Source organism: Dokdonia genika (assembly GCF_042652845.1).
Classification (GTDB): domain Bacteria; phylum Bacteroidota; class Bacteroidia; order Flavobacteriales; family Flavobacteriaceae; genus Dokdonia; species Dokdonia donghaensis.
The window spans coordinates 214,083-237,565 of record NZ_JBHSHB010000024.1; the positions used below are offsets into that span (position 1 = coordinate 214,083).

A 23,483-nucleotide genomic window follows, 5' to 3' on the forward strand; every position below is an offset into this window, starting at 1 on the left:
ATATGGAAACGCCACAAGAAAAATATCAAAGAGCTGCGGCTCACGTACAAAAGGTGCGTAAGTTTTATGGTAAAATCATAAATGCTGTCATCGTTTGTGCCGTTATCGCGGGGATAAATTATTATGTAAATGAGTTTAGAAATCCTTGGGTACTGTGGGTAGTAGGATTCTCACTTCTAGGTATTGTGATAGACGGTCTCAAGCTTTTTGGTCTAGGTATCTTTTTAGGAAAAGGATGGGAACAGCGCAAAATACAAGAACACCTAAAGAGAGATGAAAGAGAAAATTCTTCAAACCCTATAATAAGAAAGTAATGGAGTATAGCAAAGAAAAATATGAACGCGCAAAAAAACGCGTAGCAGATGAGAAAGGTTTTTATAATCACCTTACCGTCTATCTCGTAATAAACACCTTACTACAGCTGTTTTATTCAGGTATCTTTTTTGACTTACATATCGGTGAGTATGCGCCGTGGTGGGTGCGATTTACAACACCATTTTTCTGGGGATTGTCTCTATTTATACATTGGATTTATGTTTTTAAAGGCTTTAGATTCTTAAAAGGCATACGTAAGTGGGAAGAGCGCAAGATTAAAGAGTTTATGCAAGAAGAGGAGGAAGAGTTTTCTTCACGCTTTCGCGAAAAATAGAAGCTATGAAAACACTACTACTCACGCTCCTGCTAGTTATAACTTCTATAACTAGCGCTCAAGAAGATTTTGTTATAAACAATGTAAGCCTATTTAATGGAGAAGAAATTTTAGAAAACCGCTCTGTAGCAGTAAGTAACGGAACGATAACTAAAGTATCTAAAAGACCCCAAGAAGCCGAAACCATCATAGACGGTCGAGGTAAATTCTTAATGCCAGCTCTTACAAATGCACACGTGCACACTTGGGCATTACCACAGCTTAAAGAAGCAGCTCAAGCAGGAGTGCTCAACCTACTAGATATGCACGGTATGGAACCTATGCAAAAAGCAATGGTAGACGCCAGAACCTCTCTAGATGGTGCCAGATTATACAGAGCGGGATATGCTGCTACCACAGAGGGTGGTCACGGTACACAATATGGATTTCCTATACCCACTTTAAGCAAACCAGCAGATGCTGAACCGTGGGTGAATGACAGAGTAGCTGCAGGTGTAGATTATATTAAAATCATAGTAGAGCCGTGGAAAAAGACACTGGATAATGAAACGGTAGCACAGATTATAAAAGAAGCACACAAAGCAAGTAAAATAGCAGTTGTACACGTTTCAAATGAAGAAGATGCTTATAATTCTTTAATTAATAATGCAGATGGACTCGTACACATCTATCACGATAAACCTATGACAGAACAGCATTTGCAAAAGCTGGTAGGAGAGAAGGACTTTTTTGTAATTCCTACAATTTTAACCACGGTGTTGATACAACCTTTGTACTTTAATAAAACTACAGAGGAAACAGCTCTTATAGAAGCAAATCTTTTAAAAGAGGTAAAACGTTTATATGACGCTGGTATACCTATACTAGCGGGTACAGATCCACCTAATGCAAATATTAATATAGGAAGTGATTTGTATAAAGAGTTGGCTTTTTTCGCGAAAGCGGGATTACCCATAGAGGCTGTACTAGCAAGTGCTACGTCACTACCTGCAGAGAAGTTCTCTCTAGAAGGAGTAGGATACATAAAGAAAGGCTATAAAGCAGATTTGCTATTGCTGGAGCAATCTCCAGTAAATGATGTAATGAAGCTCAATACATTATCACATATCTGGAAAGAAGGCATCCTTGTAGAGCAAGAATAAGAATTAGTATTTTTACGTAAATCAAAGCATAAATAAATGAATGTACTCATCATAGAAGACGAAAAACCATCTGCTAGAAGACTTAATAGAATGCTAGCCGAACTAGGAGTAACTGTAAACGAAATGCTACACTCTGTAGCAGAAGCAGTAGCTTGGTTTAAGTCTAATGCGCATCCTGATTTGATTTTTTTAGATATCCAATTATCTGATGGTTTGTCTTTTGAAATTTTTGATGAGATAGAGGTTAAGAGTGCTATAATTTTTACCACAGCTTTTGATGAGTATGCTTTACAGGCTTTTAAACTTAACAGTGTAGATTATTTACTTAAACCCATAGATGACGAAGATCTTGAGAAGGCGGTAAATAAGTTTAAGGAGCGCACACCTAAGCCGCAAGATGTGGCACTTAACTTTGAAGATATACGCAAGCTTCTAGGCGCTACGCCGGTAGAGCGGGAGTATAAAAAGCGTTTTACTACTAAGATAGGGCAGCATATAAAAATGATTCCTATAGATGAGATTGAGTGTTTTTATAGCGAAAACAAAGGGACATATGCAGGCACTATAGAGGGGCGCAATTACTTGCTAGATACTACGCTGGAGCTTCTGGAAAATGATCTAGAGCCTGAGACATTCTTTCGCGTAAGCAGAAAGTATTATGTAAATATTAATGCCATTGCAGATATTATAGCATACACAAATTCTAGACTTAAGATAAAGCTTAACAACTGGGATGAGCAAGAAATAATTGTGAGCCGTGAGCGCGTAAAAGATTTTAAAACCTGGATTGCTTAATCTTCAAGGTTTTCATTAAAAGCACTTGGAAGCATTTTTGGGATAAGTCGCACGAGTATAGGTAGTAACAAACTACCTCCAGGCAATAAAAATACTGCGAGTGACGGTATACTTTTACAAATATCTAACAGCTGATTTTTTACTAGTTTACGTTCGTCTTTAGATAAATCCCGCGTGGTAGATTGCCCCAGTAATATGACCAGATCGCGGCTCTCACGTATCTCTCTCACTAGTCTTTTACTATTGCGAGAGATGAGATTACTTACCGTGCTAGTGGTCTGGTTATAAAAATGCTTTACAGGATTACTGTAGTTGAGGTAGGCAACTTCATCACTATGCTCGGTAAGGAAGGTTTTTACAGCAAGTACACCCTCTAGATAGCCTTTTTCATCTAGGCCCATTACTGTGCAAAATTCCATAATAAAAAGACGCTCGTGCTCATCTATTTTTTGATCATCCCAGAGGGATAAACTACATAAGTCAAGTAGGTATTGTTGCTCTAGCGGTTCTGTAACTATACTTAAGTCTATCTCTGTAACCCGTGTATGTGTGTGCTTAATTAATGAGTTATAACGTAGCGAACTTTCAAAAAGTTTTATAAGTAACTTGTTGTACTCATCTTTACTTTCCTTTTGTTGCAGGGCTAGCCAGATGGTCTCAGTAAGTACAGCTTCTAGCTTTTTTGCATACTCATAAGGATCTTGTTGTGTAATAAGGTAGTGGTCAAAACTTAATATGTCTATATAAACCAGTGCATTAGTTATAATGTGACTAAAGTTTTTTTGTAAAACAGACTCGTTAGTCTGTACACGCTGGTGTATGATTTTTTCTACCTTATACTCAAGTGACCCTTTACCTATAGGGATATTTATGATGTACTGTTCCTTCTTATCAAGTAATTTGTAAAAGGCAATGATGGCCTCGAGGCAATCTTCTTTTCTTGCATTTGTAATAGTATCGTAATAGGTGAATGCAAGTGCGTCAAAAAGATTGACCTTTGTCTTTTCTTGAGTAGTCCAGGTAAGACCTTTTGATTCTTTTTCTGTAAGTGTGTCTAGTGAGTGTCCATAAATAAATCCCACTGCTCGCAATGCCTCGTAGAAGTCTTCTTCATCCATCGTATTCTTGTCTATAAAATCAAGAAATGATGAGAAGTGCTTTTTTACCCAGCCAGTTGCAGAGGGATTCATTTTATTTACTTTTTAAATAGATTGCTATCTGTTATGCTTTCTTTTGAGCAGTAAGCTCTGCAATTTTTACAATGACCTCAACGGCCTTCATCATACTCTCTACGGGAACATATTCATACCTACCGTGAAAGTTATGACCGCCAGCAAAAATATTAGGACAAGGTAGTCCCATAAAAGATAGTTGCGATCCATCTGTACCACCACGTATAGGTTTTATGAGTGGCTCTATATCAAGTGCCTTCATAGCTTCTTCTGCAATGTCTACAATGTGCATTACAGGTTCTACCTTTTCACGCATATTAAAATATTGATCTTTTACCTCAACGGTAACGAGCTCTTTTTCTAGCTGTGCATTAAGCTCATCTGCTAGTTGTACCATCATAGCCTTGCGAGCTTCAAAATGTCCTTTATCGTGATCTCTTATGATGTACTCAAGTTTTGTGCTATCTACACTCCCTTCTATATTATGAAGGTGAAAGAATCCTTCTCTATCTGAGGTGTGCTCTGGAGTTTCTAGTCTAGGTAAGCTATTTATATAATCTGTAGCGATATACATACTGTTTACCATCTTACCTTTTGCATAACCGGGATGAACTATTTTACCCTCTATGGTAACCACAGCACCTGCGGCATTAAAATTTTCATACTCAAGTTCACCTATCTGGCTACCGTCCATCGTATATGCCCAAGCGGCTCCAAATTTATCTACATCAAATTTATGCGCTCCGCGGCCTATTTCTTCATCAGGCGTAAAGCCTACACGTATCTTACCGTGTTTTACTTGAGGATTTGCCAGCAAGTATTGCATTGCTTCCATAATCTCAGTAATCCCAGCTTTATCATCTGCTCCTAGAAGGGTAGTACCATCTGTAGTTACAATAGTTTGACCTTTGTATTGCTTAAGATCTTCAAAATAATCTGGAGATAATACAATATTCTGCTCCTTGTTAAGCATAAGATCGCCTCCATCATAGTTTTCCCATATTTGCGGTTTTACATCTTTACCCGTAAAATCTGGAGTGGTGTCAAAGTGTGCTACAAACCCTATAACTGGCACCTCATAATCTACATTGCTAGGCAATGTAGCCATCACGTATGCATTCTCATCTATAGTAACTTCTGTCATCCCCATTGCTTCTAGTTCATCACGCAGTTGTCTTGCGAGGTCCCACTGGCACTCGGTACTAGGGGTTGTGTCATTTGCGGGATCACTTTCGGTATAGGTGGTTACGTAGCTTATAAATCTTTTGAGTAGTGCGTCTTTATCTATCATTGTGGGTGGTTATGAGCGCGCTTTCGCGAAAGCGTAAAAATCATCATTCAGTTCTACTTCAAAAATACCTCTTTTTGGAGTATTTTTGCACCACAGAAATCACCGAAATGTACAAACTCCTTATACGCCCGATTCTATTTTCTTTTGATCCAGAAAAAGTGCACTATTTTACCTTTAGATGGATAAAACGTCTGCATAAACTCGGACTTTCTGGAATACTCAATAATATGGGTAAAGTAGAAGATAAGCGCCTAGAGAGAAAAGTATTAGGTCTTACCTTTAAAAACCCCGTAGGTCTTGCCGCAGGGTTTGATAAAGATGCAAAACTTTTTAATGAGCTAGGAGATCTTGGTTTTGGTTTTATAGAGATAGGTACGGTCACGCCTAGAGCTCAAGAAGGAAACCCAAAGCAACGCCTCTTTAGACTAAAAGAAGATCAAGGTCTCATAAACAGAATGGGATTTAACAATGGCGGTGTAAAAGAAGCAGCAAAGCGTCTTAAGACTAGAAAGAATAATTCTATTATAATAGGAGGGAACATAGGTAAAAATACCGACACAGACCCAAAAGATTATACAGCAGACTATCTTACGTGTTTTCACGAGTTACATCCCGTGGTAGATTATTTTGTACTTAATGTAAGTTGTCCTAATGTATCTAGTCACGCAAAACTTAATGATAAGGATTACCTAGAAGAGCTCATAAAAGCAGTACAAAAAGCAAATGCGTCTTATGAGATACAGCGACCTATTGTTCTTAAAATCGCTCCAGATCTAAATGACCAGCAGCTAGATGAGATTGTTGCACTTGTAAAAGACACAGGCCTAGATGGTGTGATAGCGAGTAATACATCTGTAAATCGTGAGGGACTTAAAGCTACAGATGCTAGACTAGAAGAGATAGGTAATGGTGGTTTAAGTGGTAAACCTGTAACAGACCGCTCTACAAGAGTTATAAAATATCTAGCAGATAAGAGTAATAGATCATTTCCTATTATAGGGGTAGGTGGTATACACAGTGCACAAGATGCACTAGAAAAAATAGAAGCCGGTGCCTCGCTGGTGCAATTGTATACTGGGTTTGTATATGAAGGGCCAAGTCTCATAAAAGACATAAATAAAGCAATACTAGCGAAAGGTTAATACACAACTCTCGTCTACAAGTTTTTGTTTACAACTATGAGAAATTCTCACAAACTTATTTTTGCCTCCATTGCCGTTATGCTTTTTGCAATGAAGCCAGATGTGGCAGCATTTTTACCACAATGGCTCAAACTTGCAGTTGCGGGCTTGTTACTAGTTTTAGGTTTTTACACAATGTGGAAAGAACGACAGTGGTAATCGTGTTTGCTTTTTCCTTATTTTAGGGTTTTATAAACCTACCTATCTGTGATAGCATCTTTACTAGCCTTTCTTGCAGCAACTGCCTTACTAGCATTTTCACCTGGACCAGATAATATATATGTACTTACCCAGAGTATTGCAAATGGGAGTAAATCTGGACTGGCAACTACGGCAGGACTTATTACCGGTTGCATTGTGCATACAACGCTAGTTGCCTTTGGACTCTCTGCAATTATAGCAGCTTCTCCTTATCTGTTTCTTGCTATAAAAATTGTAGGGGCAATTTACTTACTCTATCTGGCTTACAAAGTGTATAAAAGTGACAGTACTATAAACCTGGCAGAAGGAGCGCCAAAGAAAACATATCTCGCACTCTTTAAACAAGGCGTACTTATGAATATCCTTAACCCCAAGGTAACTATATTTTTTCTAGCATTTTTTCCAGGCTTTCTCTGGGATCCTGAGGGTAATACGGTGTTTCAATTTTATGTGTTAGGTCTTCTATTTATGGTAGAGTCGTTTTTGATTTTTGGATCTATAGCCATTGTTGCTGGTAAAATATCACATATACTCCGCACCAGTGAGAAAGCTGGAGTTGTCTTAAAATGGCTGCAAATCATTGTATTTATTGGTATTGCGATATTTGTACTATCAGACTACTAGTTTTCTAATTTATATACAATAGCTTGCCAAGGTCTTAATAAGAATTCTTTAAAAGTTTTATCATCAAGTATCTTGTCATTTGAGATGAGTTTTATCTTTCTATTGTAACTTAATGATAAGGGTAATGAGAATCGCTCCACCTCGTCAGAAAAATTGAGAAGTATGAGAAACCTCTGGTCCTCTTGGGTTCTTGTATAGCAGTATACACGGTCGTGCTCTGGGCGTATGCACTCATAATCTCCATATACTAGTGCCGGGTGCGCTTTTCTAAGTGCAGTAATCTCTCTAAAATAAGAAAGAACAGAGTGCTTGGTTTTTAGCTGGGCTTCTACATTTACTCCATCTTCATAATCTGGATTTACTTTTATCCAGGGAGTTGCGCTTGTAAATCCAGCATTTGCGCTTGTATCCCATTGCATAGGTGTGCGTGCATTTTCTCTAGCGGCGTGTTGCTCACTTTGCATAAAGGCTTCTAGATTGCCTCCTCGATTTTGTACAGTTTTATATCTATTTATTGTATTTATATCTCTATAATCTTCTATATCTGTAAAGCATACATTAGTCATACCTATCTCATCACCTTGATAGAAGTAGGGGGTACCTCGCATAGTAAGTAAAAAGGTGTGAAGCAGGGTAGCGCTGTTTTTCCAGTGTTCTGGACTATCATTTCCCCAGCGACTTACGGACCTCGGGAAGTCGTGGTTTGCAAGAAATAGTGAGCCCCATCCAGCTTGTGCAAAAGCAGCATCCCAGTCACTAAATACTTTTTTAAATTCCACAAGACTATATCCTCCTTCTCTCATTTTAAAAACTTCGCCTGGAGCTCTATCTAAGCTCATCAAGTCAAAGTGAAAGAACATATCCATCTCCTTGCGATCTTCGTGTACGAAGTCTAAAGCTTGGTCTATAGCTATGCCAGGACCTTCACCTACGGTAAATGCATCATACTTTGAGATTACCTCTGTATTAAGTTCATTAAGATACTCGTGTACCTTAGGCCCATTTGCATAATAGGCAATATACTCGTGCGGCTCTGTGGCATTTATTTCTGGATAGCTAGTGTCTTTACTTATAAAGGGAATTACATCCATACGGAAACCATCTACTCCTTTTTTAAACCAGAAATGCATCATATCATATACCTCCTTGCGCACGGCTGGGTTTTCCCACTTAAGATCTGGTTGCTTCACGGCAAAGTAGTGCAGGTAGTAAGAATCTGTTTGCTCATCATATTTCCAAGCATTTTCTTCTACATCAAAGTAGCTCCATCTTTTAGGCGGCGTTCCATTTTCGGCAGGCCACCAGTGAAAGTAATCTCGATAGGCATTATCTCTAGAAGATCTACTCTCTTTAAACCACTTGTGCTCATCACTGCAGTGATTAACTACAAGATCCATAATGAGACGTAATCCTCTTTCTTTCATACCAGAGAGTAGCTCATCAAAATCTTCCATAGTGCCAAACTCTGCCATTATCTTGCGATAATCGCGTATGTCATACCCATTATCATCATTTGGCGAGTCATATACGGGATTCAACCATATAATGGTAACACCAAGACTTGCTATATAATCTAGTTTTTCTATAATACCACGTAAATCTCCTATACCATTTCCGTTAGTGTCATTAAAGGATCTAGGGTAAATCTGGTATACAATACCTTCTTTCCACCAGGTTTTAGTTTGCGACATAATGTGTAAAATAAGATGAGTTACGAAGTTAGGTATCTGTACGCTTTCGCGAAAGCGTAAAAAGTTCTTCTCTTCATCTAAGCTCGCGTTTTGATAATCAAGGCGTTAAACAAAAACAGCAAATCTAAACTTTATTGAATACAACTTGTAGGAATAATCTTCGAAATAAATTGCTAATATTTTTCAAAAGTAGTTAATGTTAAATTCGTAAAACACTGAAAACGTTGTGCTTAATCGGGTGTTGAAAAAGAATTTTCTCACATTATCGAAAAATTGTAAGAATTTACTTTTTGTTTAATTTTCTGTTTTAGCTTTACAATGTTGATAAAGAGCAAGCGTCTTCCCCCTTTAGTTTGTATCTCAACATTCTCCCCCGTAATAGATTGATTATATGCACGTTTGTGCACACCATACTATTGTAAAAAATAGCATAGGATACTGTATTTATTAACCATTTATTATTAATCTAATTTTTTAAACTATGAAAAAATTAATGATCAGTGCTGCGGCGCTAGTATTTGCTACAACAGTTGTAGCGCAAGACAATGTAAGCTCTGTAGAGCAAGTAGGAGATGCAAACCTTTCTGGGGTATTACAAGTAGGATCTATTAACAACAACAAACTAGTTACTAAGGGGGACAATAACACTGCAGAGGTAGTATCTCTGGGTAGAAACAACCGTAACGTAAATAGTCAAGGTGGAGATGATAACAACTTTGAAGTATTACAAACAGGAAGTCATAACTCTTCTAGAGTTAACCAAGGTCAAGTATCTAGTAACGGTGCTGTGACACGTGTAGGTAATGACAACGAGGCTCGTTTATTACAAGATGGAGTAGGAAACTCTTCTGTAATTAATCAATACTCTGCAACTCCTGGACAACTATCTAATGACAACGAGGCTGTTGTAAGTCAAGTAGGAGATGGTAATGCAAGTGTTGTAGGTCAAGACGGAGATTTTAACTTTGCAGACACTGCTCAAAATGGAAATGATAACGACGCTATCGTAAGCCAGGTTGGAGATTCTAACTTTTCTGAAGTAGATGCTCAAGGTAATTCTAACGTTGCAAGAGTATATCAAGGTGGACAGTCTAACACTAGTACAATTCTTTCTTCTGGAAATGGAAACTTTGCAGATACTGCTCAACAAGGAACTCTTAATGATTCTACAGTAGATCAGTTTGGAGACGGAAACTCTTCTGAGGTAGACGCACAAGGTAACTCAAACATTGCACGTACGTACCAAGGTGGTAATAATAACGACAGTTCTATATTTTCTACAGGAGATAGCAACTTTGCAGATACAGCACAGCAAGGTAATGGTAATAGCTCTGAAGTAATCCAGACTGGAGATTCTAACTTTTCTGAAGTAGATCAACAAGGTAACGGAAACTTAAATTTTGTTTCTCAAGTAAGTAATAACAGTAGCTCTGATGTTTTTCAAGTAGGAGATGCAAATGATACTCGTGTAAATCAGTTAGGTGAGAGCCAGGTGTCTTTTGTATCACAACTAGGTGATTCAAATGTTGCACGTGTTTATCAAGGTGGAGATTCTAACTTAAGCGTGATTGCTCAAGACGGTACTTCAAACTTTGCAGATACAGCACAGCAAGGTACTAGTAACTTATCTGGAGTTTTACAGATAGGAACAGGTAACCAGTCTGAAGTAGATCAATTAGGAACTACAAACCTTTCTTTAGTAGGTCAATTTGGAGCAGGAAACGTATCTACAGTATTACAAGACGGTACGTCTAACGGGTCTCTAGTTGGTCAGTTAGGTACAGGTAACACAAGTACAGTTTCTCAAACAGGAACTGGTAACGCTTCTGTAGTGTTACAAGCTGGATTCTAAGCATAAAAACATAAAGCCATTATAGACATTGTAGTTATTATTAATTAATAATTATATAAATGGCGAAAGCACTACCGTAGGGTGGTGCTTTCTTTTTTTTAGATAAGGGGTTGCAGAGTACGCTTTCGCGAAAGCGTAACAAACCCTACCAGTAAACCTTAATATTATGTAACTTTGTCCTCCGAACAGATTTCGGAAATATCTATGAGCCAAAAAGTACTTCTTAACGCGACAGAGATCAACATCATTCTCAATCGTCTGGCTTGTCAACTCATTGAGAATCATCTAGATTTTAAAGAAACAGTTTTAATAGGTATACAGCCCAGAGGTGTCTACCTAGCCGAACGTATTAAAAAGTTATTAATAGAAGAATATGCCATAGAAGAAATAAGGCTAGGCTATCTTGATATCACTTTTTATAGAGATGATTTTAGAAGAACAGAGAAGACGCTAGAAGCAAATAAGACCAAGATTGATTTTGTAGTAGAAAATAAAAAGGTAGTCTTTATAGACGACGTTCTTTATACAGGTAGAAGCATTAATGCTGCTCTTACTGCAGTACAAAGCTTTGGACGTCCAGAAGAGGTAGAGCTACTATGTCTTATAGATAGAAGGTTCTCTCGACACCTACCTATACAACCAGATTACAAAGGGAGACAGGTAGATGCCATAAACGAAGAAAAAGTAAAGGTGTGCTGGAAAGAAAATGAAGGCGAAGACACCGTATATCTTGTAAAAAGCTAATTTTTGAGTATGAGTGAGCTTAGTGTCAACCATTTGCTGGGTATTAAATATATCACCGCTGCAGATATTGAACTTATTTTTAAAACGGCAGATCATTTTAAGGAAGTGATTAATAGACCTATTAAAAAAGTTCCTTCTTTGCGCGATATTACCATCGCAAATCTATTTTTTGAAAACAGCACCCGTACAAAGCTCTCCTTTGAGCTAGCCGAAAAGAGACTAAGCGCAGACGTAATTAACTTCTCTGCTGCAGCCTCTTCTGTTAAGAAGGGAGAAACACTTATAGATACTGTAAATAACATCTTATCTATGAAGGTAGATATGGTGGTAATGCGTCACCCTAACCCTGGAGCAGGTATCTTTTTATCAAAACATATTAAGGCAAGTATTGTAAACGCTGGAGATGGAGCACACGAGCACCCTACGCAAGCGCTACTAGATAGTTACTCTATACGTGAGAAACTAGGTGACGTTGCTGGGAAAAACGTGGTTATAGTGGGCGACATTTTACACAGTAGAGTAGCACTCTCAAATATTTATGCCCTTAAGCTACAAGGAGCAAATGTAAAAGTTTGTGGACCCAAAACATTAATGCCTAAGTACATTGAGTCACTAGGCGTTGAAGTAGAACTAGATTTAAGAAAAGCACTAGAGTGGTGTGATGTGGCAAATATGCTTAGAGTACAAAACGAGCGTATGGACATAAGTTACTTCCCTAGTACTAGAGAGTACACGCAGCAGTATGGAGTAAATAAACAACTGCTTAACTCGCTTAATAAAGAAATTGTAATAATGCACCCAGGTCCTATAAATAGAGGTGTAGAGATTACCAGTGATGTTGCAGACTCAGACCAGGCTATTATTCTAGATCAAGTACAAAATGGGGTAGCCGTGAGGATGGCTGTCATCTATTTACTTGCGTCAAAAATTAAGCAATAATGAAAATTACAGAAAAAGATACTTACACTATACTAGGAGACGAGCGTGATGACGTATTAGACTTTGCGATGTATCTGGAGAAAATAGTGCCACTACATTACGATAAAAAAAATCTAGTTATAGATTTATTAAAGTATGAGAATCTCACTCTAGACCAGCTAGTACAGTTTATAAAACTGTCTAACTACCAGCGTGGTGGTAAGCTCTCTTATGTGATTGTAAATACAGGTATAGATTATGATCTAGTACCAGATGAGATGGTGGTAGTCCCTACGCTAGAAGAGGCTGGAGATATTATCGCAATGGAAGAGATAGAGCGCGACCTCGGATTTTAAAAAGTGTCATAATGTCTAGCAATCTACATCTTACCATTTTAGGTTGTTATGCAGCAGCACCAGGTAGTTATAAAAATCCCACCTCTCAAGTTTTAGAAATACGCAATAACCTATTTCTTATAGACTGTGGTGAGGGTACTCAAGTAGCTTTACGACGCAATAAGATTAAGTTTGCTCGTATTAAGCATATCTTTATATCACACCTGCACGGTGATCATTTTTTTGGTCTTATGGGCGTGATAACAACTTTTAGTTTACTTAAACGTACTGCACCACTTACCATTTATGGACCTAAGGGTATAAAAGAGCTTATCTTACTACAATTAAAACTCACAAAAGGATTTACAAGCTATCCCTTAGACTTTCGTGAAATAACAAGTAAGGAGCCGGAAGTGATTTTAGAAAATGAAGAGATTACGGTAACTACTATACCACTCAAGCATCGCATCTATACAAATGGTTTTTACTTTGAAGAAAAACTAGGTGAGCGCAAGCTAGATATAACTGCTTGTTTAAAACTAGATATAGATCGTGCTTATTATAATAAAATAAAGCAGGGAGGAGACATAACATTAGATAACGGGACAGTTGTAAAAAATGAACAACTCACCTTTGATCCACCTCAACCTAAAAGTTATGCTTATTGTAGTGATACTGCTTATTATGAAAAAATTGTATCACAAATACAAGGGGCAACAGCATTGTATCACGAAGCAACATTTTTAGAAAGTCACGTACACTTGTGTAAACCTACTGGACACAGTACAGCAGCACAAGCAGCTCAAATAGCAGCTATGGCTGGAGTAAAAAATTTAATATTAGGTCACTACTCTGTACGATATGGTGATTTACAAGAATTTAAAAAAGAAGCCACACCCTACTTTGAAAATGTACACCTAGGTGACGATGGTAAGAATTTTACCTTTTAAAAAAGATTATGATGGAAGAAGAAGTAAAGAAAATAGCAAGACCTATTTTAGCAAGATTACAAGTACATTTTGATGGTTTAATACCTCGTAACTTGTTTCTTGTTAATCCAGATATACGTCTTAAAAAAGTTAATAAAACCTACGGTTCTACCTCTGTAAAGGATAGCATAAGTATTGCGTTTAAGGTTTTCATTTTTGAAGATCAATATATCTGTGAGTACTTTTTAAATGCAGATGGATACACTGAGCACCGCAGGTATAATATAGATAGAGATCAGGTAGAAATGCTTGAAAACTTTGAGGGGCAGTTTGGTGCAGAAGATTTTGAGGATGACGATATGGACTATGAAGAATTTACCCGTATTAGAAAGCACAATGATAAGGTGAGAAAACTCTTGATAAAGAAAGGGTTTATGAGGAAATAATACTCCTGCTTCCACTTTTAATTTTATAGCGGTCTTTGTACATTTACTACAATGAACAGAGACTTACACGACTACAGAAAATCATACGAAAAAGGCGAGTTACTTATAGAAAACGTCGCAAAACATCCTATTGATCAATTTAAAACTTGGTTTAAAGAGGTAGAAGAAGCTGGAGGTGTTGCAGAGCCTAACGCGATGACTATTGCCACACTAGGTGATGACGGTTTTCCAAAATCAAGAATTGTACTTCTTAAAGAATATGACCAGCAGGGTTTTGTATTCTACACAAACTACACGAGTGAGAAAGGTGTAAGTATTGCACAGCACCCTAAAGTGGGGGTTTCTTTCTTTTGGCCTAATTTAGAGAGACAAGTTGTCATTAAAGGCGATATAGAAAAAGTTTCGGACGCTCGTTCGGATGCATATTTTAATAATAGACCTAAAGACAGTCAGCTTGGGGCTTTAGTTTCAGACCAAAGCACTGTTATAAAAGATAGATCTGTTCTTGAGGAAAAGATGATTTCGCTTAAAGCGAAATATAAAAATCAAGATGTACAGCGTCCCTCACATTGGGGTGGTTACATCATAAAGCCAGTTACAGTTGAGTTCTGGCAAGGTAGACCTAGTAGATTACACGACCGTGTGCGCTATCGTAAAGAAGGTGATAACTGGATAATAGAGCGACTAGCCCCTTGATATGAAAACATTATACCTTGTAAGACACGCAAAGTCAAGTTGGAAATTTGATGTAATAGACCACGAGCGACCGCTTAATGAGCGCGGCCTTGAAGATGGGCCAAAAATGGCGGCACATATTGCGACTACAATGCCTAAGCCAGATCTTTTAATGAGTAGTGATGCTTTAAGAGCAAAGACTACTGCAGTGTTTTTCGCAAAGGCATTTACTATCCCAGATACAGAGATTAAACTTAATCATAAAATGTACGATTTTGAAGGACGTGATCTGGTTGAGGTTATAAAGAGTGTAGGTGATGAGGTAGATACACTTATGGTTTTTGGTCATAATAATGCAATGACAAATTTTGTAAATTCCTATGGTGATTTACGAGTAGATAATGTAGCTACTGCAGCCTTTACGGCTATCACATTTGAGATTCACAGTTGGCAAGATTTAATACCCGGAAAGACAATTTATCATAAGGCTCCAAAAGAACTTTAAAATGACGCAGACTAAAGAAAATAGGTATATAAATAGAGAACTAAGCTGGTTACAGTTTAACGCACGTGTATTGCAAGAAGCAGCAGACGAGAGTGTACCGCTTATAGAACGCTTTAGGTTTTTAGGGATTTTTTCAAATAACTTAGACGAGTTTTTTAAAGTACGATATGCTACCGTGCGTAGGATTGTAGATGCAGGTAAGACGGGTAGAAAAGCACTAGGAGTATACTCTGCCGAAGAGTTGCTAGGTAAAATAACTGAGATTGTTATTGAGCAACAGACTGAAAGTCTCCAGATTCTAGAAGATATTTACAAAAAGCTAGAAGAACAAAATATTTATATGCTTACTGAAGAGGAGGTGACACTTCCTGAGCATAAGGAATTTATAAAAGACTTTTTTACAGATAAAGTAGCCCTTGCGGTAGAGACTATCATATTGCGTGAGGATTTAGAATTGCCACGTATACAAGATCTTGATGCTTACTTAATGGTGAAAATGAATCTTACAGAGGAGCAAAAGCCGCTATATGCACTGCTTGAGATACCTAGTACATTAGATCGTTTTGTAGTATTACCGCAGGTAGATGGTAAAGATTATATAATGATTCTTGATGATTTGATTCGTTATAACCTAGATACCATTTTTAGCATTTTTGAATATGACAGCATTACTGCACATATGATTAAAATAACGCGTGATGCAGAGCTAGATATCGAGTCAGATCTTGGCAAAAGTTTTTTAGAGAAACTTACTCGTAGTGTAAAAGGTAGAGAAGATGGAGAGCCTGTACGTTTTGTATTTGATAAAACTATAGAAGAAGAGACACTGCAATTCTTACTTAATAAACTAGGTATAAAACGTAAGGATAGTATTATACCCGGCGGGCGTTATCATAACCGTAAAGATTATATGAATTTCCCGGCCTTTGGAAGGCAAGAGCTTTATTATCCTAGTGTAAAACCACTCCCTATACCTGGTATCACTCTTGAAGATAACTTATTCTCTATTGTTGCAAAAAAAGACTTTTTACAATATACTCCTTATCAGAGCTTTTCATATACCATCAAGTTCCTTAGAGAAGCTGCTCTAGACCCCAAAGTGAGATCTATAAAAATCACCATTTATAGGCTTGCAAAGCTCTCAAGTATAGCTAGCGCATTGATAAACGCTGCTCAAAATGGAAAAGAAGTAACCGTACAGATTGAGCTTAGAGCGAGGTTTGACGAGGAGTCAAATATGCGTTATGCAAAAAAGATGCAAAACGAAGGTGTAAGACTCATATTTGGTGTGCCTGGTCTTAAAGTACATAGCAAAGTGTGTGTGATTGAGCGTGAAGAGGAGGGTAAAATTGTGCGTTACGGTTTTATAAGTACAGGTAATTTTAACCACGCTACGGCACGTATATATACAGATTATACACTGTTTACAGCAAATAAAGAAATACTTAAAGACCTCTCAAAACTCTTTAATTTTTTCGACACAAATTATATCGTAAATAAGTACAAACATCTAGTAGTATCTCCTCATTACTCACGTACTAGAATGTATAAACTCATTCAAGAGCAAATAGAGATTGTTCAAAATGGAGGAGAAGGTCTCATAAGACTTAAGCTCAACAGTATCTCAAACTATGACATTATAGATAAGCTATATGAAGCGAGTCAAGCTGGTGTAAAAATACAAATGATAGTGCGTGGTATATGCTGCCTTATTCCAGGAGTACCCGGTATGAGTGAAAATATAGAAATCATAAGTATTATAGATAAATTTTTAGAGCATCCACGTGTATATATCTTTGGTATACCTGGAGAAGAAAAAGTTTTCCTATCATCATCAGACTGGATGAGTCGTAATCTAGATAATAGAGTAGAGGTCTCAGTGCCTATATATGATGAAGATATAAAGCAAGAAATTATAGATACCCACGAGATATCTTGGAGCGATAATGTAAAAGCGCGTGTACTTAATAAGCAAATGAATAATAGGTACAAAAAAGATGATTTACCTTTTGTGAGATCACAATTTGCGACTTACGAGTATTATGTAAATAAACTTAAAGACCTGTAGTGCTTAACATATCAAAATACGCTGCAATAGACATAGGCTCTAACGCAATAAGATTGCTCGTTGCAAATGTTATTGAACAAGAAAACGGGCCTACACTATTTAGAAAAAATGCCCTTGTGCGTGTCCCCATAAGGCTAGGAGAAGACGTTTTTATTAATGGAGAAATATCATTAAAAAATCAAAAGCGTATGGAGGATGCAATGAAAGCCTTTAGATTGTTAATGAATGCTCACGAGGTAAAACAGTATCGTGCCTGTGCTACAAGTGCGATGAGAGATGCTAAGAATGGGGACGCTTTCGCGAAAAAAATAAAAGAAACAACAGATATAAATATAGAGATCATAGATGGTGCAGAAGAAGCACAAATCATTGCCGCTACAGATCTTCAAAGTTTCATTAAAGAAGATAGAACTTATATTTATGTAGATGTAGGAGGTGGAAGCACAGAGATAACCATTTACCATATGGGTAAAGTTGTAGCCTCAAGGTCGTTTAAAATAGGAACAGTAAGACTTCTTAATGATCTGGTTTCGTCAGAAGATTGGGAGGTATTTAAAAACTGGATACATCAGCACTGTAAAGATTTTAATCACATAGATCTTATAGGCTCTGGAGGTAACATTAATAAAGTGTTTAAACTAAGTACAAAAAAACCAGGTAAAACCTTATCATATTTATTCTTATCACAACTATACAAAGATTTAAGTGATATGAGCTACGAGCAACGCGTGATAGAATTACAGCTCAATCCAGACCGTGCAGACGTTATAATACCCGCTTTAAGAATATACCTACAAGCAATGAAGTCATCAAAAGCAAAGCAAATTATAGTCCCAAAAATTGGTCTTGCAGATGGTATTATCAAAAGTTTATATCTTTCAAAACAAATGTTGACATAGTATAAATAATGTATATTTGTCCCCTAACCTTCTGAAAATTCGATAAATGAAAAAGTTTTTATTTATTACAGTTGTCCTAAGTTTATTTGTATTTACGACTGTAAATGCTCAAGTTACATCAGGATTTAAAGCCGGAGTAAACTTCTCAGACGTTAATAGCTTTGAGTTTAATAATGATGGTTCTTCTGCGGCAAATACGATAGAAGATCGGCTAGATGGAAAGCGTACAGGTTATTTTATAGGTTTTTTAGTAGATATTCCTCTTACAGAAAAGTTAAGTTTTGTTCCAGAATTTATCTTCTCTCAACAAGGAAAAAATTTAGAGAGCTTTAGACTTGATTATTTAAACTTACCACTTGGTCTTAAGCTAGATATAAGTGATTTATATGTGAGCGTAGGCCCACAAATAGGTGTAAGGGTTTGGGATTCAGATAAATCTGGTGAATTTTCAAATTTTGAAGCATCAGCTTTTGGAGGAATAGGGTATATTTTTGAGTCTAACATTTTTATTGAGGCTAGATATACACTTGGTCTTACAGATATCTTTCAAGATAATAATGCAACTACCTTTAGTAATGGTGGCGGAACAACGTTTACAAATCTTGAAGGAAAAAATGCGGTAATACAATTAGGCGTTGGTTATAGACTTTAAGTCAAGAATTGCAGCTTGTCGATTGTAAGTTGTTTTTTATAGTATTAAGGAGGCTTTCTTTTATAAAAGCCTTTTTATATTTAATATAGCGATTATCTTTACATTCTAGTAGTTTCCCAGCAACACAAAAATGTTATTAACGACTATTATATTATTGATATGAAAAAACTAGTACTTTCTTTATTATTTTTTGCATTTATATGCAGTACACAACTGTTTGCTCAAGGCGCAAGACTTGGCTTTAAAGCTGGATTAAGCTATAGTCAAATAAGTGGTTATGAGTTCGATCTTTTTAATAGAATGGGTGATGCCGCTAGGCCTGCACCTACCGGAGCAGAAGAAGGACGTTATGGGTTTGCTGTCGCATTTCTAGCCGAATTCCCTATTAATGATAAAATAAGTTTTCAACCAGAATTTGCATTCTCATCACAAGGTAATAAGTATGAGGGAACACGTTTTGATAACTTACAGTTGCCACTAGGTTTGAGAATAAACTTCAATCAGCTTTTCGTTATTGCTGGACCACAAGCTGGTATTAAAATATCTGATCCATTACAGTCTAAAAATTATAAATCTTTTGATGTCTCTGCCTTTGGAGCAATAGGGTATCATTTTAACGAAAGTGTTTTTATAGAAGCACGTTTTACAAGAGGATTTTTAGAAGTGTTTGAGGATGATTCTCAAATAGTAGTTCCTTACACGCCAAGCGGCGATGATCCTGGGGCAAATAGCAATAGCCTTGTAAATAGCGATAATTTTCTTATCAATAATACTGGAAATAATCAGTATTTTACCTTTAGTGTAGGATATAGATTATAAAATCATAGACACACATTAAAAGCCTAGATTGTAATATAATCTAGGCTTTTTTAGTTTTACAAATATATTAGCTACTAGACTTTCATTCGTAGTATGATGCATACAGGTACAAGTAATGTGTATGTTATAAAGAAAGGGATAATAAGTTCTGGGCTTTGGAGTACCAGTAATGTAGCCATTATCAATAGTTGAAAACCTAAGCCAAAGGTTGATACAAGAGTCATTAACCAGTTAGGTATAAGCTTACCTTTAGCGGCTCTAGGATCTAGCGTAGAGATTAATTTATCAAATAATCCATATAGAACTTTATATGTGTAAAAAAGAGCTGTTACCGTAACTTGCTCTTCACCCGGTAATGCTTGTGGTGTTCCCGTCTCGGTGATTCGGCTTGTAGTATCACCGTTGAGTTTATATCTCAAGATAACATAGTAGTAATTGTATAAAGTCCCTTGTATTTGAAGTGCTATAAATGCAAGAATAATAAGCCAAACATCTGCATCTGTCTTATAACCTATCATTAAAAGGAATAACGCATTAAGTACAATATCAAGTATAGAATCTAGATATCGACCCGTGTAGGAGGGTGTTTTTTTTACTCTAGCCAGTTCCCCATCTGCGGCATCAAGTATAGATTTTAGAATCATAAAAATTGCTGCGAGTATATAATATTCTGTGTAGATACAATAGATAGCAATCATTCCCGAAACAAAAAAGAGAAGCGTAACCTGGACAGGAGTAACGCTGGTATCCTTTAAAAATCCCACTATATACTGAGCGGGTTTTCTTCCATAGTCTGATAAATCTGTAAAACGATGCGCCTGTGGTAATTTTGACATAAATTCTAGTTTTTAGCATTTTTAAAAACCTAGAAGGGCAATTTAAAACAGCAATTGTTAATTAAATATAAGTAATACAAAGGTAGTTTACGCTTTCGCGAAAGCGTAATTAATCACTTATTAATTTGACTGGTTATAAAAGGATATATAGATAGCATTAAAAACATAAGTACACTAAGAACTACACTTATTGATATGAAACTAAAGACTTCTTCAAGATTAAAGAGTATGATAGCAATGGGTTGAAATACACCAAAAATTATAAGTAATACAACGAGTGTAAAGGCTATATTCATAATTTTTGGGACGCGCTTTACTGCCTGTAGGGTGAGTGCGAGTAATTGCGGTATAACTTCATCAGAGAGATGCATACCTAGTTTTGAAATGAGTTCTTCACTAAAACCTACATCTTGATAGCGTATAGTGTCTATTTGAACAGCATAATTTATAATCTTTTCTTGATGTCGTTCATATATTCTTGAAACATCTAGCTCTTCTTTAAACTGATTATATTTAAAACCAAAATAATGGTTCCAGCCAGTACCCACTTTGTGCTCTGCCCATTTTTTGAGCATACGGCTATCGTACTCTTTTGGGTTCATATAGTTATCTACTCTTCCTTTACTTGGATCGTTAAGAAGTATGGCTTTAGTCTCTAGATATAAAATTTCTGTTTCTCCATAGCGATCTTTTTCTTCTATATACTCAAGTGCAAGCTTAGATCTACCTTTATAAAACTCTTTTACTAGAAAGTAGTTTAGGTTAGTAAACTCTTCATCTATATATTCTTTTAAGCCAGGTGCCCAAACTTTTGATCGTACAAGTATATCTGCAATATCTCTAAAGTAATGCACTTGCTGGGTGAGCTTCTGTATTTCTAATGTTGTAGAGTCTCCTGTAAATTGTAGTTGAGACGTTTTGGTAAGAATAAAACCTAAAATAACAACAACGAGCAGTATGCTTATAACAACTATTATTTGTACAGTGGTAAGTAGTTGTGATTTATTGTCAAGCGGGAAATATAGTATAAGACCTATAACCAGCAGTAGGCCTCCACAAACGCTTATAAACGCCGGGATAAAGGGTGTGACCAACTTGACAAAATTACGCAATTTTATCTAACTTTTTAATTATTAAGTAGTTGGGCCCCTTACCGTGAGGTAATACAAGGTAAGCAAATAAACAATTTATAATTGGATATACAAAATTGTAAGAAAACCATTTTTAATAACAGTATTTATGTCATCTTTAATAGCTAGTGAGTTGTTAGTCACAAAATCCTTATTCATTTATAAATGCCACGCTGTGACAGGCTACAATGGCAGCGGTCTCAGTACGCAGTCTACTATGACCTAGTGATACAGGTGTTATATTTTTTTGTAGGGCTTGCTGTATTTCTGTAGTCGAGAAGTCTCCCTCAGGACCTATTAAAATTGTGTAGTCTGTTGCAGGAGATAGTTCACTTTTAAGGAGACTTTTTTTATCGTCTTCACAATGGGCTATAAATGTATTGCTATGTGCATTTGTTATAAAATCTTTAAAAGGCGTGAGCGGGTTTAGTGCGGGTAGGTGATAGTGCAGTGACTGCTTCATTGCACTTTGCAATATTTTAAGAAAGCGCTCTTTCTTTATTACTTTGCGTTCGCTATGATCACAAAGTAGTGGTGTGATTTCTGTAACACCTATCTCTGTGGCTTTTTCTAAAAACCACTCAAATCTATCATTGAGTTTTGTGGGGGCTACAGCGAGGTGTAGTTTGTAATCTCTTGGCTCTTGGTATGTGTGGCTTGTTATAGATAATTTGCATTTATTAGGATTTGCATCATATACCTGCGCAGTAAACAGGTAACCTCTACCATTAGTAAGATAGATAGTATCACCAGGCTGCTTACGTAGTACCCTTATAATGTGCTTACTCTCATCTTTTGGTAAAGTGTATGAGGTGCTTTCTATATCAAGACTCTTGCTGTAAAATAGTTGCATACTTATATTTTCAATCTAGATTGAGCACTTACTTCTAAGTTTTGAAAAGAATCTTTCTCTACAAGATCTTTATATTTAAGGTATCCCACAATGCCTATCATCGCTGCGTTATCTGTGGTGTATTGAAATTTTGGCAAAAATGTTTTCCAGCTGTGTGTAGTTTCTGCCTTTTTTAGCGCGGTTCTTATACCACTGTTTGCAGATACGCCACCACCTATAGCGATTTGAGTAATGCCAGTTTCTTTTACCGCTTTCTTAATTTTATCCATTAAGATATTTACAATGGTATATTGTATTGAGGCGCACACATCGTCCCTATGTTCTTTTAAAAAGTCAGGGTTTGCCTCCTGTTGTCTTTGTACAAAGTACATTATTTGTGTTTTAAGACCGCTAAAGCTAAAGTTAAGACCATCCACCTTAGGTTTTGTAAAAGGAAAAGCTTTTGGATTACCCAGTTGTGCATACTTATCTATGAGCGGTCCTCCTGGGTAGGGTAAATCCATAATTTTTGCACTTTTATCAAAGGCTTCACCCACGGCATCATCTATGGTCTCACCTATGACTTCCATCATAAAGTAATCATCTACACGCACTATTTGTGTATGTCCACCAGATATTGTCACTCCTATAAAGGGAAAACTAGGTTTATCATACCCTTCTTCATCTATGAAGTGAGCAAGTATATGTGCTTTCATATGGTTTATGTCCAGCAGCGGTATGTCTAGCCCCATCGCAAAAGATTTTGCAAATGAGGTGCCTACTAGAAGGGACCCAAGTAAGCCAGGTCCACTTGTAAAAGCAATGGCGCTTAGTTGTTTTTTGTCGATATTTGCTTTACGTAATGCAGCGGTAACAACTGGTACGATATTTTGTTGATGTGCACGCGAGGCAAGCTCTGGAACTACACCTCCATATTCTTGATGAATCGCTTGGTTTGCAACAACATTTGAGAGTACCTTATCGTTTTGTAATACAGCAGCAGCAGTATCATCACAAGAAGATTCAATAGCGAGAATGTAAGTTTTTTGAGAATCAGTATTCATAAGGCACGTAAGTTGCTATAAGTTTACAAAGTT

26 protein-coding genes are annotated in these 23,483 nt (G+C 36.8%); 19 read left to right on the forward strand and 7 right to left on the reverse strand.

The window, feature by feature from the left end:
• Positions 1-2 precede the first annotated feature (2 nt).
• Genes ACFO5T_RS13190 through ACFO5T_RS13205 form a run of 4 tightly spaced genes read left to right on the forward strand, consistent with a single transcriptional unit; the run spans position 3 to position 2,586 of the window.
• On the forward strand, positions 3-314 hold the full coding sequence (locus tag ACFO5T_RS13190; protein WP_380035208.1) for a 2TM domain-containing protein: 312 nt from the start codon (positions 3-5) through the stop codon (positions 312-314).
• Positions 314-649 carry a 2TM domain-containing protein gene (locus ACFO5T_RS13195; protein ID WP_021779270.1) on the forward strand — a complete coding sequence of 112 codons (336 nt, stop codon included), beginning with the start codon at positions 314-316 and terminating at the stop codon, positions 647-649. The genes ACFO5T_RS13190 and ACFO5T_RS13195 overlap by 1 nt, the downstream gene beginning before the upstream one ends.
• A 5-nt stretch (positions 650-654) precedes the next feature.
• Positions 655-1,791 carry an amidohydrolase family protein gene (locus tag ACFO5T_RS13200; RefSeq protein WP_380035213.1) on the forward strand — a complete coding sequence of 379 codons (1,137 nt, stop codon included), beginning with the start codon at positions 655-657 and terminating at the stop codon, positions 1,789-1,791.
• A 36-nt stretch (positions 1,792-1,827) separates the two neighbouring features.
• Positions 1,828-2,586 carry a LytR/AlgR family response regulator transcription factor gene (locus ACFO5T_RS13205; RefSeq protein WP_021779268.1) on the forward strand — a complete coding sequence of 253 codons (759 nt, stop codon included), beginning with the start codon at positions 1,828-1,830 and terminating at the stop codon, positions 2,584-2,586.
• Here ACFO5T_RS13205 and ACFO5T_RS13210 read toward each other — a convergent pair.
• A complete protein-coding gene (locus ACFO5T_RS13210) occupies positions 2,583-3,776 on the reverse strand; it encodes an LETM1-related biofilm-associated protein (protein ID WP_375251983.1) in 1,194 nt (397 codons plus the stop codon). The two genes, ACFO5T_RS13205 and ACFO5T_RS13210, sit on opposite strands and share 4 nt — an antisense overlap.
• 31 nt (positions 3,777-3,807) lie before the next feature.
• The gene (pepT, locus tag ACFO5T_RS13215) at positions 3,808-5,049 is read right to left on the reverse strand and encodes a peptidase T (protein WP_380035218.1); all 1,242 of its coding nucleotides are present in this window, start codon (positions 5,047-5,049) and stop codon (positions 3,808-3,810) included.
• Positions 5,050-5,156: 107 nt separating this feature from the next.
• On the opposite strand from pepT, the gene ACFO5T_RS13220 reads away from it, so the two are divergent.
• Genes ACFO5T_RS13220 through ACFO5T_RS13230 form a run of 3 tightly spaced genes read left to right on the forward strand, consistent with a single transcriptional unit; the run spans position 5,157 to position 7,055 of the window.
• Positions 5,157-6,191 carry a quinone-dependent dihydroorotate dehydrogenase gene (locus tag ACFO5T_RS13220; protein WP_380035570.1) on the forward strand — a complete coding sequence of 345 codons (1,035 nt, stop codon included), beginning with the start codon at positions 5,157-5,159 and terminating at the stop codon, positions 6,189-6,191.
• Positions 6,192-6,227: 36 nt separating this feature from the next.
• Positions 6,228-6,389: a hypothetical protein gene (locus tag ACFO5T_RS13225; RefSeq protein WP_021779264.1), complete on the forward strand. Its 162-nt coding sequence runs from the start codon at positions 6,228-6,230 to the stop codon at positions 6,387-6,389.
• 48 nt (positions 6,390-6,437) lie between these two features.
• Positions 6,438-7,055 carry a LysE family translocator gene (locus ACFO5T_RS13230; protein WP_380035222.1) on the forward strand — a complete coding sequence of 206 codons (618 nt, stop codon included), beginning with the start codon at positions 6,438-6,440 and terminating at the stop codon, positions 7,053-7,055.
• Here the strand turns inward: ACFO5T_RS13230 and ACFO5T_RS13235 are convergent.
• Entirely contained in the window at positions 7,052-8,746 is a 1,695-nt protein-coding gene (locus ACFO5T_RS13235) for a glycoside hydrolase family 13 protein (protein WP_380035225.1), read from the reverse strand. The genes ACFO5T_RS13230 and ACFO5T_RS13235 overlap by 4 nt on opposite strands.
• A gap of 481 nt (positions 8,747-9,227) precedes the next feature.
• Between ACFO5T_RS13235 and ACFO5T_RS13240 the strand changes: the two genes are divergently transcribed.
• The 12 genes from ACFO5T_RS13240 (at position 9,228) to ACFO5T_RS13295 (ending at position 19,588) form a co-directional block, all read left to right on the forward strand.
• Complete coding sequence (locus tag ACFO5T_RS13240; RefSeq protein WP_380035228.1) at positions 9,228-10,598, forward strand: hypothetical protein; 1,371 nt, start codon at positions 9,228-9,230, stop codon at positions 10,596-10,598.
• A gap of 204 nt (positions 10,599-10,802) precedes the next feature.
• Positions 10,803-11,342: a bifunctional pyr operon transcriptional regulator/uracil phosphoribosyltransferase PyrR gene (gene pyrR, locus ACFO5T_RS13245; RefSeq protein ID WP_380035231.1), complete on the forward strand. Its 540-nt coding sequence runs from the start codon at positions 10,803-10,805 to the stop codon at positions 11,340-11,342.
• 9 nt (positions 11,343-11,351) lie between these two features.
• Entirely contained in the window at positions 11,352-12,281 is a 930-nt protein-coding gene (locus tag ACFO5T_RS13250; protein WP_021779259.1) for an aspartate carbamoyltransferase catalytic subunit, read from the forward strand.
• Complete coding sequence (locus ACFO5T_RS13255) at positions 12,281-12,616, forward strand: hypothetical protein (protein ID WP_021779258.1); 336 nt, start codon at positions 12,281-12,283, stop codon at positions 12,614-12,616. Before ACFO5T_RS13250 ends, ACFO5T_RS13255 begins: the two co-directional genes overlap by 1 nt.
• Positions 12,617-12,627: 11 nt before the next feature.
• A complete protein-coding gene (locus ACFO5T_RS13260; protein WP_380035234.1) occupies positions 12,628-13,545 on the forward strand; it encodes a ribonuclease Z in 918 nt (305 codons plus the stop codon).
• A gap of 8 nt (positions 13,546-13,553) precedes the next feature.
• The gene (locus ACFO5T_RS13265) at positions 13,554-13,970 is read left to right on the forward strand and encodes a hypothetical protein (protein ID WP_380035237.1); all 417 of its coding nucleotides are present in this window, start codon (positions 13,554-13,556) and stop codon (positions 13,968-13,970) included.
• Positions 13,971-14,021: 51 nt separating this feature from the next.
• Positions 14,022-14,666, forward strand: a complete 645-nt coding sequence (gene pdxH / locus ACFO5T_RS13270; protein ID WP_380035240.1) for a pyridoxamine 5'-phosphate oxidase — start codon at positions 14,022-14,024, stop codon at positions 14,664-14,666.
• A gap of 1 nt (position 14,667) precedes the next feature.
• Entirely contained in the window at positions 14,668-15,150 is a 483-nt protein-coding gene (locus tag ACFO5T_RS13275; RefSeq protein WP_380035243.1) for a SixA phosphatase family protein, read from the forward strand.
• A 1-nt stretch (position 15,151) separates the two neighbouring features.
• Positions 15,152-17,218 (forward strand): polyphosphate kinase 1, encoded by a 2,067-nt coding sequence (ppk1, locus tag ACFO5T_RS13280; RefSeq protein WP_380035246.1) that lies wholly within the window; start codon positions 15,152-15,154, stop codon positions 17,216-17,218.
• Positions 17,218-18,117, forward strand: a complete 900-nt coding sequence (locus ACFO5T_RS13285; protein WP_380035249.1) for a Ppx/GppA phosphatase family protein — start codon at positions 17,218-17,220, stop codon at positions 18,115-18,117. The genes ppk1 and ACFO5T_RS13285 overlap by 1 nt, the downstream gene beginning before the upstream one ends.
• A gap of 46 nt (positions 18,118-18,163) precedes the next feature.
• On the forward strand, positions 18,164-18,769 hold the full coding sequence (locus tag ACFO5T_RS13290; protein WP_380035252.1) for a porin family protein: 606 nt from the start codon (positions 18,164-18,166) through the stop codon (positions 18,767-18,769).
• Positions 18,770-18,928: 159 nt separating this feature from the next.
• Entirely contained in the window at positions 18,929-19,588 is a 660-nt protein-coding gene (locus tag ACFO5T_RS13295) for a porin family protein (protein WP_380035255.1), read from the forward strand.
• 74 nt (positions 19,589-19,662) lie between these two features.
• On the opposite strand, the gene ACFO5T_RS13300 is transcribed toward ACFO5T_RS13295, so the two are convergent.
• From ACFO5T_RS13300 to tsaD, 4 genes are all read right to left on the reverse strand, one after another.
• Positions 19,663-20,424 (reverse strand): CDP-alcohol phosphatidyltransferase family protein, encoded by a 762-nt coding sequence (locus ACFO5T_RS13300; RefSeq protein ID WP_380035257.1) that lies wholly within the window; start codon positions 20,422-20,424, stop codon positions 19,663-19,665.
• 113 nt (positions 20,425-20,537) lie between these two features.
• Positions 20,538-21,536 carry a hypothetical protein gene (locus tag ACFO5T_RS13305; RefSeq protein WP_380035260.1) on the reverse strand — a complete coding sequence of 333 codons (999 nt, stop codon included), beginning with the start codon at positions 21,534-21,536 and terminating at the stop codon, positions 20,538-20,540.
• 169 nt (positions 21,537-21,705) lie between these two features.
• Complete coding sequence (locus ACFO5T_RS13310; RefSeq protein WP_380035263.1) at positions 21,706-22,407, reverse strand: 16S rRNA (uracil(1498)-N(3))-methyltransferase; 702 nt, start codon at positions 22,405-22,407, stop codon at positions 21,706-21,708.
• A 2-nt stretch (positions 22,408-22,409) separates the two neighbouring features.
• Positions 22,410-23,450 (reverse strand): tRNA (adenosine(37)-N6)-threonylcarbamoyltransferase complex transferase subunit TsaD, encoded by a 1,041-nt coding sequence (gene tsaD / locus ACFO5T_RS13315; RefSeq protein ID WP_380035266.1) that lies wholly within the window; start codon positions 23,448-23,450, stop codon positions 22,410-22,412.
• Positions 23,451-23,483: the final 33 nt, after the last annotated feature.

Coding starts and splice junctions, on each gene's coding strand:
- ACFO5T_RS13240 (WP_380035228.1), top strand. CDS start 9,228: ATGAAAAAATTAATGATCAGTGCTGCGGCGCTAGTATTTGCTACAACA.
- pepT (WP_380035218.1), bottom strand. CDS start 5,049: ATGATAGATAAAGACGCACTACTCAAAAGATTTATAAGCTACGTAACC.
- ACFO5T_RS13260 (WP_380035234.1), top strand. CDS start 12,628: ATGTCTAGCAATCTACATCTTACCATTTTAGGTTGTTATGCAGCAGCA.
- ACFO5T_RS13195 (WP_021779270.1), top strand. CDS start 314: ATGGAGTATAGCAAAGAAAAATATGAACGCGCAAAAAAACGCGTAGCA.
- pyrR (WP_380035231.1), top strand. CDS start 10,803: ATGAGCCAAAAAGTACTTCTTAACGCGACAGAGATCAACATCATTCTC.
- tsaD (WP_380035266.1), bottom strand. CDS start 23,450: ATGAATACTGATTCTCAAAAAACTTACATTCTCGCTATTGAATCTTCT.
- ACFO5T_RS13250 (WP_021779259.1), top strand. CDS start 11,352: ATGAGTGAGCTTAGTGTCAACCATTTGCTGGGTATTAAATATATCACC.
- ppk1 (WP_380035246.1), top strand. CDS start 15,152: ATGACGCAGACTAAAGAAAATAGGTATATAAATAGAGAACTAAGCTGG.
- ACFO5T_RS13290 (WP_380035252.1), top strand. CDS start 18,164: ATGAAAAAGTTTTTATTTATTACAGTTGTCCTAAGTTTATTTGTATTT.
- ACFO5T_RS13220 (WP_380035570.1), top strand. CDS start 5,157: ATGTACAAACTCCTTATACGCCCGATTCTATTTTCTTTTGATCCAGAA.
- ACFO5T_RS13190 (WP_380035208.1), top strand. CDS start 3: ATGGAAACGCCACAAGAAAAATATCAAAGAGCTGCGGCTCACGTACAA.
- ACFO5T_RS13235 (WP_380035225.1), bottom strand. CDS start 8,746: ATGTCGCAAACTAAAACCTGGTGGAAAGAAGGTATTGTATACCAGATT.
- ACFO5T_RS13300 (WP_380035257.1), bottom strand. CDS start 20,424: ATGTCAAAATTACCACAGGCGCATCGTTTTACAGATTTATCAGACTAT.
- ACFO5T_RS13310 (WP_380035263.1), bottom strand. CDS start 22,407: ATGCAACTATTTTACAGCAAGAGTCTTGATATAGAAAGCACCTCATAC.
- ACFO5T_RS13265 (WP_380035237.1), top strand. CDS start 13,554: ATGATGGAAGAAGAAGTAAAGAAAATAGCAAGACCTATTTTAGCAAGA.
- ACFO5T_RS13210 (WP_375251983.1), bottom strand. CDS start 3,776: ATGAATCCCTCTGCAACTGGCTGGGTAAAAAAGCACTTCTCATCATTT.
- ACFO5T_RS13200 (WP_380035213.1), top strand. CDS start 655: ATGAAAACACTACTACTCACGCTCCTGCTAGTTATAACTTCTATAACT.
- ACFO5T_RS13205 (WP_021779268.1), top strand. CDS start 1,828: ATGAATGTACTCATCATAGAAGACGAAAAACCATCTGCTAGAAGACTT.
- ACFO5T_RS13225 (WP_021779264.1), top strand. CDS start 6,228: ATGAGAAATTCTCACAAACTTATTTTTGCCTCCATTGCCGTTATGCTT.
- ACFO5T_RS13275 (WP_380035243.1), top strand. CDS start 14,668: ATGAAAACATTATACCTTGTAAGACACGCAAAGTCAAGTTGGAAATTT.
- pdxH (WP_380035240.1), top strand. CDS start 14,022: ATGAACAGAGACTTACACGACTACAGAAAATCATACGAAAAAGGCGAG.
- ACFO5T_RS13295 (WP_380035255.1), top strand. CDS start 18,929: ATGAAAAAACTAGTACTTTCTTTATTATTTTTTGCATTTATATGCAGT.
- ACFO5T_RS13255 (WP_021779258.1), top strand. CDS start 12,281: ATGAAAATTACAGAAAAAGATACTTACACTATACTAGGAGACGAGCGT.